Source organism: Paraburkholderia sp. FT54 (genome assembly GCF_031585635.1).
Lineage (GTDB): Bacteria > Pseudomonadota > Gammaproteobacteria > Burkholderiales > Burkholderiaceae > Paraburkholderia.
This window is the reverse complement of record NZ_CP134195.1, coordinates 866,057-879,273: the sequence shown is the minus strand read 5'-3', so window position 1 is coordinate 879,273 and position 13,217 is coordinate 866,057. Positions and strand designations below refer to the sequence as shown.

Annotated in this window: 13 protein-coding genes; 5 read left to right on the top strand and 8 right to left on the bottom strand. The window is 61.5% G+C overall.

All coding sequences use genetic code 11. The features are described 5' to 3' along the window. Positions 1 to 76 precede the first annotated feature (76 nt). Together RI103_RS04075 and RI103_RS04070 are read left to right on the top strand one after the other, a co-directional pair. A complete protein-coding gene (locus RI103_RS04075; RefSeq protein ID WP_310814134.1) occupies positions 77 to 787 on the top strand; it encodes a 16S rRNA pseudouridine(516) synthase in 711 nt (236 codons plus the stop codon). Between the two features lie 168 nt (positions 788 to 955). Beyond that, a complete protein-coding gene (locus RI103_RS04070) occupies positions 956 to 1,144 on the top strand; it encodes a hypothetical protein (RefSeq protein ID WP_310814133.1) in 189 nt (62 codons plus the stop codon). 145 nt (positions 1,145 to 1,289) lie between these two features. On the opposite strand, the gene RI103_RS04065 is transcribed toward RI103_RS04070, so the two are convergent. Further along, positions 1,290 to 2,315 carry an SDR family NAD(P)-dependent oxidoreductase gene (locus RI103_RS04065; protein WP_310814132.1) on the bottom strand — a complete coding sequence of 342 codons (1,026 nt, stop codon included), beginning with the start codon at positions 2,313 to 2,315 and terminating at the stop codon, positions 1,290 to 1,292. 95 nt (positions 2,316 to 2,410) lie between these two features. Between RI103_RS04065 and RI103_RS04060 the strand changes: the two genes are divergently transcribed. After that, complete coding sequence (locus RI103_RS04060; protein WP_310814131.1) at positions 2,411 to 3,442, top strand: CDP-6-deoxy-delta-3,4-glucoseen reductase; 1,032 nt, start codon at positions 2,411 to 2,413, stop codon at positions 3,440 to 3,442. On the opposite strand, the gene RI103_RS04055 is transcribed toward RI103_RS04060, so the two are convergent. Next, positions 3,408 to 4,220, bottom strand: a complete 813-nt coding sequence (locus RI103_RS04055) for a hypothetical protein (RefSeq protein WP_310814130.1) — start codon at positions 4,218 to 4,220, stop codon at positions 3,408 to 3,410. The genes RI103_RS04060 and RI103_RS04055 overlap by 35 nt on opposite strands. A 651-nt stretch (positions 4,221 to 4,871) precedes the next feature. Here RI103_RS04055 and RI103_RS04050 point away from each other — a divergent pair. Both RI103_RS04050 and RI103_RS04045 read left to right on the top strand, forming a co-directional pair. Beyond that, complete coding sequence (locus RI103_RS04050) at positions 4,872 to 6,056, top strand: acetylornithine transaminase (RefSeq protein WP_310814129.1); 1,185 nt, start codon at positions 4,872 to 4,874, stop codon at positions 6,054 to 6,056. A gap of 18 nt (positions 6,057 to 6,074) precedes the next feature. Next, on the top strand, positions 6,075 to 6,545 hold the full coding sequence (locus RI103_RS04045) for a GNAT family acetyltransferase (protein WP_310814128.1): 471 nt from the start codon (positions 6,075 to 6,077) through the stop codon (positions 6,543 to 6,545). A gap of 93 nt (positions 6,546 to 6,638) precedes the next feature. Here the strand turns inward: RI103_RS04045 and RI103_RS04040 are convergent, their stop codons facing one another. The 6 genes from RI103_RS04040 to ispH all read right to left on the bottom strand — a co-directional run bounded on the left by RI103_RS04040 (position 6,639) and on the right by ispH (position 13,215). Then, positions 6,639 to 7,355, bottom strand: a complete 717-nt coding sequence (locus RI103_RS04040) for an ABC transporter ATP-binding protein (RefSeq protein WP_310814127.1) — start codon at positions 7,353 to 7,355, stop codon at positions 6,639 to 6,641. Further along, positions 7,355 to 8,128, bottom strand: coding sequence for an ABC transporter ATP-binding protein (locus RI103_RS04035; RefSeq protein ID WP_310814126.1), 774 nt, complete (start codon positions 8,126 to 8,128; stop codon positions 7,355 to 7,357). The genes RI103_RS04040 and RI103_RS04035 overlap by 1 nt, the downstream gene beginning before the upstream one ends. 19 nt (positions 8,129 to 8,147) lie before the next feature. Continuing rightward, positions 8,148 to 9,317 (bottom strand): ABC transporter permease subunit, encoded by a 1,170-nt coding sequence (locus tag RI103_RS04030; RefSeq protein ID WP_310814125.1) that lies wholly within the window; start codon positions 9,315 to 9,317, stop codon positions 8,148 to 8,150. Between the two features lie 19 nt (positions 9,318 to 9,336). Continuing rightward, complete coding sequence (locus RI103_RS04025) at positions 9,337 to 10,287, bottom strand: branched-chain amino acid ABC transporter permease (protein ID WP_012434109.1); 951 nt, start codon at positions 10,285 to 10,287, stop codon at positions 9,337 to 9,339. 230 nt (positions 10,288 to 10,517) lie between these two features. Then, positions 10,518 to 11,717 (bottom strand): branched-chain amino acid ABC transporter substrate-binding protein, encoded by a 1,200-nt coding sequence (locus tag RI103_RS04020; protein ID WP_310814124.1) that lies wholly within the window; start codon positions 11,715 to 11,717, stop codon positions 10,518 to 10,520. Positions 11,718 to 12,255: 538 nt separating this feature from the next. Continuing rightward, the gene (gene ispH / locus RI103_RS04015) at positions 12,256 to 13,215 is read right to left on the bottom strand and encodes a 4-hydroxy-3-methylbut-2-enyl diphosphate reductase (RefSeq protein ID WP_310814123.1); all 960 of its coding nucleotides are present in this window, start codon (positions 13,213 to 13,215) and stop codon (positions 12,256 to 12,258) included. Positions 13,216 to 13,217 lie beyond the last annotated feature (2 nt).

The following is a 13,217-nucleotide window of genomic DNA, read 5'->3' as shown; positions in this document are numbered from 1 at the left end:
GGACATGAAAAGTTCATCGTGGTCCGACTCGCGACGCGGGGCGCTCCGCTTCTTGCGGTGTTATTCTTCGCTCGCCATGAATCTCGAAAGCATTCTCTTCACTCAAGGTTTCGGCTCGCGCCGTCAATGCCGCGCGTTGATCGCCGACGCGCGCGTGAGCATCGGCGGCGCAGTCTGCACCGATGCCGACGCCGATTTCCCCACCGCCGACACCACCTTCTCCTTCACTGTGGACGGCGTCGTCTGGCCGTATCGCGAGCATGCCTATCTGCTGCTGAACAAGCCCGCGGGCTATGAGTGTTCGCGCGATCCGCAGCATCACCTGAGCGTATTCAGCCTGTTGCCGCCGCAGTTCGCCGAGCGCGGCGTGCAGTGCGTGGGCCGGCTCGACCAGGACACGACCGGCCTGCTGCTGCTCTCCGACGACGGCAAGTTCGTCCACCTGTTCACGTCGCCGAAACGCAAAGTGCCGAAGGTGTATGTCGCGACCACACGCCATCCGATCGACGACGCGCAATTGGGCGCACTGCGCGATGGCGTGCTGCTGCACGGCGAGCCCAAACCGATAGCCGCAGTCGACGCACAGGCGCGCGGCGATCACTCACTCGCGCTCACCGTGATGGAAGGCAAGTATCACCAGGTCAAGCGGATGATCGCGGCAGCCGGCAACCGCTGCGAAACGCTGCATCGCGAGCGGATCGGCGGACTCGCCTTGCCCGGAACGCTTGCGTCAGGCGCGTGGCAATGGCTTGACGAAACCGACCTCGGATCTTTACGGAGCGGGTAAACCGGTAGCGCCCCTTTAAGGCCTTGATGCAGCAGGAAACCGCATGAGCGGCCGCGCACATAGCCCGGGCGGCGCCTCGCTCGAGCGCTGCGTCGCAGCATGATCTTCCTTACACCTCGCCCTATACTCGTTTAAACAAAGACTACAAAGAGTTCAAGGAGGGGCGCCATGGTCATCCACCACGGTTTCCAGATCTGGTCCGTGATGATTGCTTTTGTGTGCTTGAGCGTGGTCCTGATCGGCGGATTGCTGGTCGTGATGCGGCTGCGGCACAAATATCATCCGAACCTGATCGGCGCGTTGATCGGCGCAATGCTGTGCTTCCTGCTGCTGGAAGCATTGCCCGCGCTGACGTAGGTCTCGCGAGGCCGCGTGGCGCTGATGCAGTGGAGCGCGGCGCGGGTGGGATTGTCCGGGCGATGCTCGGGGCGTTGGCTTTTTGCCGCGCTTTTGGACTTGGGTTTTGCGCTGCGTGGGAAGGGTTCAAGCGTGACCCTTCCGCCTACCTTTTCACGCCTTCACGCAAAAAACCTTCGACGCTCGGATACCGCAAGCGCACGCGCAATTCCTCTTTGAGCCGCCGGTTCACGAGCCGCCTCGACTCACGCATGAACGACAGCAAGGTCGGGGCGATCTGCAACTCCGCTTCGGCCCGCGTAATGCGTGGCGCACGCGGGAGGCCGAACGCGTCGGCGACCTCGTCGAAGTACTCACCCATTTTCAGCGACGAATCGTCGGACGCATGGACCACGCGTCCCGGCCGCCCGTGCGTGGCAAGGCGCACAAGGATCGCGGCCAGGTCGTCGGCATGAATGTGGTTGGTGTAGACGTCGTCGGCATCGATCAAGGCCGGCGTGCGCTTGTCGAGCCGCGCAAGCGGCAGACGGTTGCCCGCGTAAATGCCGGGAATCCGCGCGATACTGGCCGCGACGCTGCCGCGCGCGGTCGCGCGCCGCAATTGCCGTTCGGCCGAGACACGGCGCCTGGCGCGCGCATTGGCTGCTTGCGTTGCGCGCGTCTCGTCGATCCACGCGCCGCCGCAGTCGCCATAGACGCCCGTCGTGCTCGCGTACACGAGGCGCACGGGCGCGCGCGAACGGGCGGTCCGGCGCACCCCGTCGGGTACAATATCGGCTGTTCCAGATTCCGCCCACGAGGCACGAAGGTGGCGCAACCGCCCTGCCGGCGAGACTGCAGGCGCCACGGCGGCCCGCGTTGAAGCGCGGCGCGCGCCCAGCGTAGCGAGCAAGGCGCGGGTTCGGCGGTCGTCGTCGCCGGTTTTCTGCGGTGGAGCGAGATGCAGCACCGTCGGCGCGAGGCCCGCGAGCCGTTTCAGGCTGCGGCGCACATCGAGATCGCCGACCAGCGGCGTGACGCCCGCCGCGCGCAATTCGGCGCAGCGCCCGGCATGGCTGGTCAGCGCGAAGACATGCGCGCGCGGCCGCAGCAAGGGCACGCAGCGCATGCCGACATCGCCGCAACCTACGATCAACACGCGCGGCCGGCGGAAGTTTCGTGTCGCTTTCATGGTGGACGCATTGTAGCCGTCATGCGCGGAAGGCACCGCGTGGTTGATACGGCAGGTCCGATAACGATTACCGACTTTTCGATTTCGAATACTTTATGGCATTTAACGTCACGCTCCGGCAAAGCGGCCGGCAGTTTCAGGTAGAACAGGACGAACCGGTGCTGAGCGCCGCCTTGCGCCAGGGCATCGGCCTGCCGTACGGCTGCAAGAACGGCGCCTGCGGCTCGTGCAAGGGCACGGTGGTCAGCGGGGAAATCGAGCAGCGTGCGCATTCGTCGTCGGCTTTGTCGAACGACGAAAAGACGCGCGGCATGGCGCTCTTCTGCTGCGCGACCGCCTGCACCGATCTCGAAGTGGATATCCGCGAAGTGGCCGGCGTCGGCGACGTGCAGGTCAAGAAACTGCCGTGCCGCGTGAACGCGATCGAACGCAAGGCCGACGACGTCATCGTGCTGAAGCTGCAATTGCCCGCCAACGAGCGTCTGCAATATCTCGCCGGCCAGTACCTGGAATTCATTCTGAAAGACGGCAAGCGCCGCAGCTATTCGATGGCGAACGCGCCGCACACGGAAGGCCCGGTCGAATTGCACATCCGTCACATGCCCGGTGGCGCCTTCACCGATCACGTGTTCAACACCATGAAGGAGCGTGACATCCTGCGCTTCGAGGCGCCGCTCGGCACGTTCTTCCTGCGCGAAGATTCGGATAAGCCGATCGTGCTGCTTGCATCGGGTACGGGCTTCGCGCCGCTGAAGGCGATCGTCGAACACGCGGTGTTCAAGAACCTGAACCGGCCAATGACGCTCTACTGGGGCGCACGCCGCAAGAAGGATCTGTATCTGCTCGAACTGGCCGAACAATGGGCGCGCGAGATTCCGAATTTCAAGTTCGTGCCGGTGCTGTCGGAGCCGGACGCGGGCGACGCATGGACGGGCCGCGTCGGCTTCGTGCATCGCGCGGTGATCGAGGACTTGCCGGATCTGTCGGCGTATCAGGTGTATGCGTGCGGCGCGCCGGTGATGGTCGAGTCGGCGCAGCGCGATTTCACGCAGCATCACGGTCTGCCGGAAGACGAGTTCTACGCGGATTCGTTCACGAGCGCAGCGGATCTGGCGAACGCGGTTTGATGGGAAAGGCGTCGTCGTGGACCCGTCGATGCTCGCCATGCGCACTTCTGGAAGCGCGGCAAGGCAGATGGCCGCGCTTCGTGCATTGATGATTCGCTCCGGCGCAAGTCTCAATTCTGCGCTGAAGCACGTGCGCCTGATTCTCAAGCGCGGCATGTTCGGACTGCAGCATTTTATGCAATGCGGTGCAGCCATCGCTGCCAGCCGCGCCCAGATTCGAAGCCAGAAAATCCACCGCGTTCAATGTATCGAACAGCCTGTAACCATACACAGGTTCATGGTGTGCAACGCGATTGCGTGTCTGGTAAATGCGCTCACGCTGAACGGCAACCGCGGACCTGTCGATCCGCTTTTCCGGGAAAATGCGCTTTAGCGCCGGTTTCCAGAGTGTCTGTTCGTAGTCGCGGGAAAAGAGGCGCTTCCAGAAGTACAGCGTGAGTTGACTAATCACTTGGCCACTTCGAACGGCGATCGCTTTTTGCCGCGCGTCGACCCGATGCTCATAGTCCAGGCCCACTGGCACGCCGCGACGGAACGCGGTTTGATCGAGCGCGAGCTTCTCAGAAAGCGTTAGCTTGGCATACGCCGCGCGTTGCGCTCCGCGCACCGCCGCTTCTATCTTGCTCCGCTCCTCAACTTTCCAAACGAACGACGCGGGTGGGCGACGCAACCAGCCGTCTACGCCAAAGTAATCGCTCAGCCGATCGCACACCGCATTGCGCAGCGCTATTTCGACGACCGCCGTCACGCTCATCAACGATCCGGCGAGTTGCAGCATCTGTTGATGAAGTGCAACGGCCGCGCGAGTCGTGCCCGCCATCGCGTGAAAAGTACTCAGGCGTTCTCCGGAAAGCAGCGTTGCAACCGCTGAAATTTCCTGGTCTGTGAGGTGGTCCATTGACGTGGGCCTCCCTGGATTTTAGAATTGTTGGCGATAAGTCGGGATCAGCGTCGGCAGCTATCTTCGGATGGGCGGACCCCCGGCTTCCTGATTCAGAATGGGCGCTCAGTTGAGCGCCCATTTGCATTTCCGGCGGCCATTCTTCGTGACCTGCACTACCCGCCGGACAAGCGGTTTAAACGACCGCCGTCACATTTTAGTCAGCCGGACATCTCATACTCGGCAAGCGCACGAACTTACGCTGCGGACAAAAATATCCGTCCAACGCAAATTCATGGTTTACACCGGCGCTTTCCTTGTCGTATTCTTTCGCGCATGAACCGCATCCACTCCGAACTTCGACGTCGCCGCTCGCCGCTTCCCTAGGGACGCCGCTGGCTTCGTCACGGATTCGCGCCACACAAAGGCGCACGCTGTTCGAATCATGAAAGCCACGGCATGCCGTGGCTTTTCTGTTTTTCCGGTCCCTGTCCTGTAGTTGGCCAATCTTCATCCACCCTTCACCCCCGCTGTCTGGAGCCTGCCGTCATGAATTTCAATGAGTATCCGATCGAGTCGCTGATGTACATCACGAACCGGCCCGAAATCGTTTTCACGCACGGCAAAGGCTCGTGGCTCTATGACAATAACGGCAAGCGATATCTGGACTTCATCCAGGGCTGGGCGGTCAACAGCCTCGGCCATTGCAACGACGGCATGATCGAAGCGCTGAACAAACAGGCGCAATTGCTGATCAACCCGTCGCCGGCCTTCTACAACCAGCCGATGGCGCAACTCGCCGGCCTGCTCACGCAACACAGCTGCTTCGACAAGGTGTTCTTCGCGAACAGCGGGGCCGAAGCCAACGAAGGCGCGATCAAGCTCGCGCGCAAGTGGGGCAAGAAGTTCAAGGACGGCGCGTTCGAGATCATCACGTTCGATCACAGCTTCCACGGGCGCACCCTCGCCACCATGTCGGCGAGCGGCAAGCCGGGCTGGGACACGATCTACGCACCGCAAGTGCCGGGCTTCCCGAAGGCGGATTTGAACGACATCGCGTCGGTGGAAAAGCTCATCAACGCGAAGACCGTCGCCGTGATGCTCGAACCGATCCAGGGCGAAGGCGGCGTGATTCCCGCCACGCGCGAGTTCATGCAGCAACTGCGTGAGCTGACCAGAAAGCACAATTTGCTGCTGATCGTCGACGAAGTGCAAAGCGGCTGCGGCCGTGCCGGCACGTTGTTCGCGTACGAACTGTCGGGCATCGAGCCGGACATCATGACGCTCGGCAAGGGCATCGGCGGTGGCGTACCGCTCGCGGCGCTGCTCGCGAAAGCGGAGATCGCCGTGTTCGAAGCGGGCGATCAGGGCGGCACCTACAACGGCAATCCGCTGATGACCGCGGTCGGCTACTCGGTGATCTCGCAACTCACGGCGCCGGGTTTCCTCGAAGGCGTGCGGGCGCGCGGCGAGTATCTGCGCGCGAAGCTGCTGGAGTTGTCGGAAGAGCGCGGCTTCAAGGGCGAGCGCGGTGAAGGCCTGCTGCGCGCGCTGCTGCTCGGCAAGGATATCGGCAACCAGATCGTCGAAAAGGCGCGCGACATGCAGCCCGACGGCCTGTTGCTGAACGCGGCGCGTCCGAACCTGCTGCGCTTCATGCCGGCGCTGAACGTGACGAACGAAGAAATCGACCAGATGATGGCAATGCTGCGTTCGATCCTCGACACGCTGTAAGCGAACAGGACCGCGCGTATGACGACGAGCGCAACGCTATCGATCCGCCGCTTCGAAGCGAGCGACACCGATGCTGTAATCGCACTGTGGCAGGAGGCCTTCCCCGAGTACCGGGACGTGACGAGGCCGCAGCGCAATCCGCATCTGTCGATCGCCAACAAGCTGGCGACGCAGCCGGAACTGTTCTTTGTCGCGGTGCTCGGCGAGCGGATCGCCGGCACGGTGATGGGCGGCTACGACGGCCACCGCGGCTGGCTGTATTCGCTCGCGGTGGATGAGTCGCTGCGTCGTCATGGGATCGGCACGCGTCTCGTCGCGCATGTCGAAAAAGCACTGACGGAGCGTGGCTGCCCGAAGCTGAATCTGCAGGTGCTGTCCGCGAAGGCCGACGTCCGTGCGTTTTACGAGGCGCTCGGTTATCGCGCCGATGCGGTGGTCAGTCTCGGCAAGCGTCTCGGTGAATTGGCGGACCCGGTGCCCGCTGTTTAAAGCGTCACGTCGAATAGACAAAGGCCGCATGCGTTTCTAAGCGCATGCGGCCTTTTTCGTACGGAGCCAACCAAGCGGGCTTATTCGCCCAACTTATTCACCCAGATAAGCCGCCCGCACCTTCGGATCATCCAGCATCTGCTTCGCGTCGCCCGACATCGTGACCAGACCCGAGTCCATCACGTAGCCGCGATTCGCCGCCTGCAGCGCCAGACGCGCGTTCTGCTCGACCAGCAGCACGGTCATGCCTTCAGCCGAGATCGCCCGCACCACTTCGAAGATCTTCTCGACCATGATCGGCGACAGACCCATCGACGGTTCGTCCAGCAGCAACAGCTTGGGACGCGAGATGATCGCGCGCGCCATCGCCAGCATCTGCTGTTCGCCGCCCGAGAGCGTGCCCGCGTATTGCGTCGCACGTTCCTTCAGACGCGGGAAAAAGCCGAACATGCGATCGACGTCCGCCTTGATGCCCTCGGTGTCGGTACGCAGATAAGCACCCATCTGCATGTTCTCGACGATCGACATGCGCGCGAAAATGCCGCGGCCTTCCGGCACCATCGCGAGACCCCGCTTGAGCAGCAGATGCGGCGGCACGCCCTTGATCGACTCGCCCATGTACTCGATGTCGCCGATCGAATACGGCTTCAAACCCGTGATCGCCTTCATCGTCGTGGTCTTGCCCGCGCCGTTCGCGCCGATCAGCGTGACCAGCTCTCCCTGCGCGACCTCGAGGTCGATCCCCTTGACTGCCTGGATGCCGCCGTAATTGACCTGCAGGCCCTTGATTTTCAACATTGCCGTTGCCATTAGTGGACCCCCGCACCCAGATAAGCTTCGATCACTTTCGGATCCTTCTGCACGTCGTGCGGCAGACCTTGTGCAATCACCTTGCCGTAGTCGAGCACCGTCATCTGGTTGCACAGACCCATCACCAGTTTCACGTCGTGTTCGATCAGCAGGATCGTCTTGCCGTCCGCGCGGATCTTGTCGAGCAGCTTGGTCAGCTCGACCTTTTCCGTCGCGTTCATGCCGGCCGCCGGTTCGTCCAGCGCGAGCAGCTTCGGATCCGTTGCCAACGCGCGGGCGATCTCCAGACGCCGCTGGTGACCGTACGACAGGTTGCGCGACGTATAGTCCGCGTACTGCGCAATGCCGACGTACTCCAGCAGTTCGATCGCGCGTTCCTTGATCTCACGCTCTTCCTTGCGCTCGGCCGGCGTCTGGAACACCGCGCCGATCAGGCCGTGTTTCGTGCGCACATGACGTCCAACCATCACGTTTTCCAGCGCCGTCATACCGCCGAACAGACGGATGTTCTGGAATGTGCGCGCGATGCCCGCCTTCGCCACCTGATATACCGCGGTCGGCGTGTAGTTCTCGCCGTCCAGCTTGAAGTCGCCCGAATCCGGCGTGTACAAACCCGTGATCACGTTGAAGAACGTCGTCTTGCCGGCGCCGTTCGGGCCGATCAGACCGTAGATCGTGCCTTCCTTGATCTCAAGCCCGACATCGGACAGTGCCTGCAAACCGCCGAAGCGTTTGTTGACGCCTTTCACCGACAGTCGAATGTTGTCGCTCATCTTTTTCTCCCTCGGTGCTTTACGCGCGTACCGGCTTCTTGCCGCCACGCTTCGACAGTTTCGCGATCTTGTCTTCGTGCTTGGGCGACGGCCACAAGCCTTCCGAGCGGTACAGCATGATCAGCACCATCGCGAGTGCGTAGACCAGCTGACGGATCACTTCCGTATCGACGATCTCATGGCCGAAGACCATGTTCTGCAACGGACCCATCGTCGAGCGCAGGAATTCCGGCAGCACCGCAAGCAGCACCGCGCCGAGAATCACGCCCGGAATGTGGCCCATGCCGCCCAGCACCACGCACGCCAGCACGACGATCGACTCCGGCAGCGTGAACGATTCCGGCGACACGAAGCCCTGGAACGCGCCGAACATCGCGCCCGACAGGCCGCCGAACGACGCGCCCATCGCAAACGCCAGCAGCTTCACGTTACGGGTGTTGATGCCCATCGCCTTGGCGGCGATTTCGTCCTCGCGGATCGCGGCCCATGCACGCCCGATACGCGAGTGCTGCAAACGCGTACACACCCAGATCACCAGCAGCGCGGCCAGCACGAACAGGTAGTAATACGAGTACACCGACGGGAACTGGAAGCCGAACAGCGAGTGGGTCTGCGCAAGACTGAAGTCGCCGACATGCACCGGGTCGATCGCGGTAATGCCCTTCGGGCCGTTGGTGATGTTCACCGGACGGTCGAGGTTGTTCAGGAAGATCCGCACGATTTCCCCGAAGCCCAACGTCACGATGGCGAGATAGTCGCCTCGCAGACGCAGCGTCGGGGCGCCGAGAATCACGCCGAAGAACGCGGCGATGGCCATCGCGCAGGGCACGATGATCAGGAACGGCACGTGCAGGCCATTCGGCGCGAGATGCGCGATCCACTCGAACTGCGAGGACAGGTGCGGCGAGCTCAGCAGCGCGGCCGTATAGGCGCCGACCGCGTAGAACGCGATGTAGCCCAAGTCCAGCAGGCCGGCAAAGCCGACCACTACATTGAGGCCGAGCGCGAGCATCACGTACAGCATCGCGAAGTCGAGCACGCGGACCCAGTAGTTGCCGCCGGCCGTGCCGATGATCATCGGCGCCGCGATCACGAAGATCGCGGTGATGATGCCGACGGTCAGCGTCTTCGTCAGGTTCTTTTCAGGGATGAGCGTCGTGGACGGCTCGATCGGTTGAATTGAGGTCATGTTTGCTTTCTCCCAGGGATCAGGCGCGATCCGCAACGCGTTCGCCGAGCAGGCCCGACGGACGGAACACCAGCACGATGATCAGCACGATGAAGGCGAACACGTCCTGATAGTTACTACCGAACACACCGCCCGTGAGGTTGCCGATGTAGCCGGCGCCCAACTGCTCGATCAGACCCAGAATGACACCGCCCACCATCGCGCCGCCGAGGTTGCCGATCCCGCCCAGCACCGCTGCGGTAAAGGCCTTCAGGCCGGGGATGAAGCCCATGTAGAAGTGTGCGTTGCCGTATTCGGACGCGATCATCACGCCGGCCAGTGCGGCGAGCGCCGAGCCGATCATGAAGGTGGCCGAGATCACGAAGTTCGGGTTCACGCCCATCAGCGAGGCGTTGCCCGGGTTTTCAGCGATCGCCCGCATGGCGCGGCCGAGCTTGGTCTTGTGCACGAGCAGCAGCAGACCGCCCATCACGAGGAACGCCACCACGATGATCACGATTTCAGTCATCGAGATCACGGCGCCAGGCGTCGTGTCGGTGGCCTTGATCACGTTGAGCGGGTCGGTGGGCAGCAGCTGCGGGAACGGCAGCGGGTTGCGCGACCAGATCATCATGGCCAGCGTCTGCAGCAGGATCGACACGCCGATGGCGGTGATCAGCGGCGCGAGACGCGGCGCTTTACGCAACGGCCGGTAGGCCACGCGCTCGATCGTGTAGCCGACCGCCGCGCACACAATGGCCGCGATGATCAGCGCGATGATCAGCGTCGGCACATTGCCGAGGCCGGGGAAGTGGTTCTGAAGCACACCTATGGCCGAGAGCGCAACCATCGCGCCCACCATCAACACATCGCCGTGAGCGAAGTTGATGATGCCCAGGATGCCGTAAACCATCGTATAGCCCAGTGCGATGATGGCGTAAACGCTGCCAAGCACCAGCCCGTTGAGGACCTGCTGGATGAAAATATCCATTTAATGCTCCTTAGCCCGTGCGACTGGATTCGCGTTCTTCATCAGCCGGTGGGCGGTGATGCGGTACGCCAATCTCAACGGCACTGCGGGTACTGATGTAAAAGACCGGTAAGGGTTATCCGCCGCCGGTTCGCCTTGACGACTGGATGACAGTCGCGGGCTTGCCTTGGGCGGATGCAAAAACGGCACCGTTGGGTGGTTTCGGTGCCGTCAGGCTGAACGTCCCGTCATCACATCTTCACGACGTCGAGAACTGCTTTCTTGCCGTCCTTGAAGTCGTAAAGCGTAATGGCGCTCTCTTTCAAATCACCCTTGTCGTCGAACGCGATGTGGCCGATTACCCCGTTGTAATCGGTCGACGGCATCGCAGCCAGCACCTTGGGCGCCTCGATTGAATTAGCGCGCTTCATTGCATCGACAATCACGTACACAGCGTCATACGTGAACGGCGCGTAAATCTGCACCGGTGTGTGGAAGCGGTCCACGTACTTCTTTTCGAAGTCCGCTCCCTTGTCCATTTTCGAAAGCGCGAGTCCTGCCTCCGAACAGACCAGGTTTTGCACGGCGGTTCCCGCCAGCTCACCCACCTTGTCGGTACACACACCGTCGCCGCCAAGGATTTTTGCCCTGATACCGAGCGCCGCCGCCTGTTTGGTAAACGGCCCGCCCGTCGCGTCCATGCCGCCGAACATGATCACGTCCGGCTGAACACTCTTGATCTTTCTAAGGACGGCCTGAAACTCCGTAGCCCTGTCATTCGTGGTTTCGCGCACAACGATCCTTGCGCCGCTCGCCTGTGCTGCTTTCGCAAACTCGTCTGCCAATCCCTTGCCGTAGACGCTCGAGTCGTCGACGATCGCGATGCGTTTCGCGTTAAGCACCTTAGTTGCGTAATTGGCCAGCGCCGGCCCCTGCTGGGCGTCGGTCGCGACCACACGATACGTCGTCTTGAAACCTTGTTGCGTGTACCCCGGGTTCGTCGACGACGGCGAGATTTGCACGATGCCTGCATCGCTATAAATCTTCGACGCAGGAATCGAGACGCCCGAATTCAAGTGGCCGACCACGGCAACGACATGATCGTCGACGAATTTTTCGGCGACCGCCGTGCCCGTTTTCGGGTCCGCGGCGTCGTCTTGCGCGTCGAGTTCCAACTGGATCTTGTGGCCGTCGATAGTCAAACCCTGCGTGTTGATTTCATCAACCGCCAGACGCGCGCCGTTTTCATTGTCTTTACCAAGATGAGCAATGGGCCCCGTCAATGGGGCCGCATGACCGATCTTGACGATAGTCGCTTCGCTCGCCGGTGCCGCCGCGGCCATTGCCGCCGACGCACCCGCTCCCGCCTCTCCATCCTGTTTTTTGCCGCACGCGGTCAACATCGCAACCGCGGCCGCGATGGACACGGCGTAAGCAAACTTGGCTCGCATTAAGTAGGTCTCCTGCGCCTTCCAGAAACTATTGTTCGGGGCCTAAGGCCCTGAGAACGCGCGCATTGTAACTCCAATTTTGCGACGGGCAATATTGTTGAACCGGCAGGGTTTTCCTGCATTGCAACCTTCTTTTGAGAGCGAAATCCACCCAAAGGCGCAACCCGGTTGCGATTGTTTTTCGTGCATCAGTTGCACCACCGCTGCACCCAATAGCATCAAGTGTTGCAGCAAATTCGCCCGACGCCCGATTGCACCGTGCTTCGCGTTAAGTATTACGTTTCCTTCAATATTGAGACGTATGCACTAGCATAGTGCATCCAAAAGCGTTCAGGCCGCTATAAGTCTAATAAAACGGGGACGCATCACTTATAAATCTATAAAAAGCCGGATCACATTTCAAAGAAATTTGTGCGAGAGAACACCAAAATCGCTTCTTTTTAATGATCTGGCACTTTATTTACCATGAGCTTGATAAAGTTTGGATATAAAAAAAGCGCGCCGGCGGCGCGCTTTTCTTTCTGCGGTCAGCGGATTGTCAGGCTGGAAGACCCAGTCCTCGTGGCAACGGAAACGCTATGTTTTCCTCGATGCCGTCCAGCGCACGTACGTTGCGCACGCCAAGCTCACGCAACCGGCCAATCACCGCCTGCGCCAGCACCTCCGGCGCCGAGGCGCCGGCCGTCACACCGATGCGGCGCTTGCCTTCGACCCAGACCGGATCGATCTGATCGGGCGAATCCACCATATAGGCCGGTACGCCGAGCTTTTCGGCCAGTTCGCGCAGCCGGTTGGAGTTCGAACTATTCGGGCTGCCGACCACGATCACGACGTCGCACTGGGGCGCCATGAACTTCACCGCGTCCTGGCGGTTTTGTGTGGCGTAGCAGATGTCCTGCTTCTTCGGTTCGCGGATGGACGGGTATTTGGCCTTCAGGGCGCCGATGATCTCGGCGGCGTCGTCGACCGACAGCGTGGTTTGCGTGACGAAGGCGATCCGCTCGGGGTCGGCCAGTTGCAAGGCCTGCACGTCTTCGATGTCTTCCACCAGATGCATGCCCTCGCCCGCCTGGCCCATCGTGCCTTCGACTTCAGGATGGCCCTTGTGGCCGATCATGACGATGTCGAAGCCGTCCTGGCGCATCTTCGCGACTTCGATATGCACCTTGGTCACGAGCGGACACGTAGCGTCGTACACGCGCAGCCCGCGCGACTCGGCTTCCGAACGCACAGCCTTCGACACGCCGTGCGCACTGAAAATGACCGTATTGCCGGCCGGCACTTCTTCCAGCCGCTCGATGAAGATCGCACCCTTCTTGCGCAGATCCTCGACGACGTACGCGTTATGGACGATTTCATGGCGCACGTAGATCGGCGAGCCATGCAGTTTGATAGCGCGCTCGACAATCTCGATCGCCCGGTCGACGCCGGCGCAGAACCCGCGCGGCTGCGCCAACAGGATCTCGGTTTCAGCAAGAGTCGTGTCCGTGGTGCTCATTT

Coding starts and splice junctions, on each gene's coding strand:
- RI103_RS04075 (WP_310814134.1), top strand. CDS start 77: ATGAATCTCGAAAGCATTCTCTTCACTCAAGGTTTCGGCTCGCGCCGT.
- RI103_RS04070 (WP_310814133.1), top strand. CDS start 956: ATGGTCATCCACCACGGTTTCCAGATCTGGTCCGTGATGATTGCTTTT.
- RI103_RS04065 (WP_310814132.1), bottom strand. CDS start 2,315: ATGAAAGCGACACGAAACTTCCGCCGGCCGCGCGTGTTGATCGTAGGT.
- RI103_RS04060 (WP_310814131.1), top strand. CDS start 2,411: ATGGCATTTAACGTCACGCTCCGGCAAAGCGGCCGGCAGTTTCAGGTA.
- RI103_RS04055 (WP_310814130.1), bottom strand. CDS start 4,220: ATGCTGCAACTCGCCGGATCGTTGATGAGCGTGACGGCGGTCGTCGAA.
- RI103_RS04050 (WP_310814129.1), top strand. CDS start 4,872: ATGAATTTCAATGAGTATCCGATCGAGTCGCTGATGTACATCACGAAC.
- RI103_RS04045 (WP_310814128.1), top strand. CDS start 6,075: ATGACGACGAGCGCAACGCTATCGATCCGCCGCTTCGAAGCGAGCGAC.
- RI103_RS04040 (WP_310814127.1), bottom strand. CDS start 7,355: ATGGCAACGGCAATGTTGAAAATCAAGGGCCTGCAGGTCAATTACGGC.
- RI103_RS04035 (WP_310814126.1), bottom strand. CDS start 8,128: ATGAGCGACAACATTCGACTGTCGGTGAAAGGCGTCAACAAACGCTTC.
- RI103_RS04030 (WP_310814125.1), bottom strand. CDS start 9,317: ATGACCTCAATTCAACCGATCGAGCCGTCCACGACGCTCATCCCTGAA.
- RI103_RS04025 (WP_012434109.1), bottom strand. CDS start 10,287: ATGGATATTTTCATCCAGCAGGTCCTCAACGGGCTGGTGCTTGGCAGC.
- RI103_RS04020 (WP_310814124.1), bottom strand. CDS start 11,717: ATGCGAGCCAAGTTTGCTTACGCCGTGTCCATCGCGGCCGCGGTTGCG.
- ispH (WP_310814123.1), bottom strand. CDS start 13,215: ATGAGCACCACGGACACGACTCTTGCTGAAACCGAGATCCTGTTGGCG.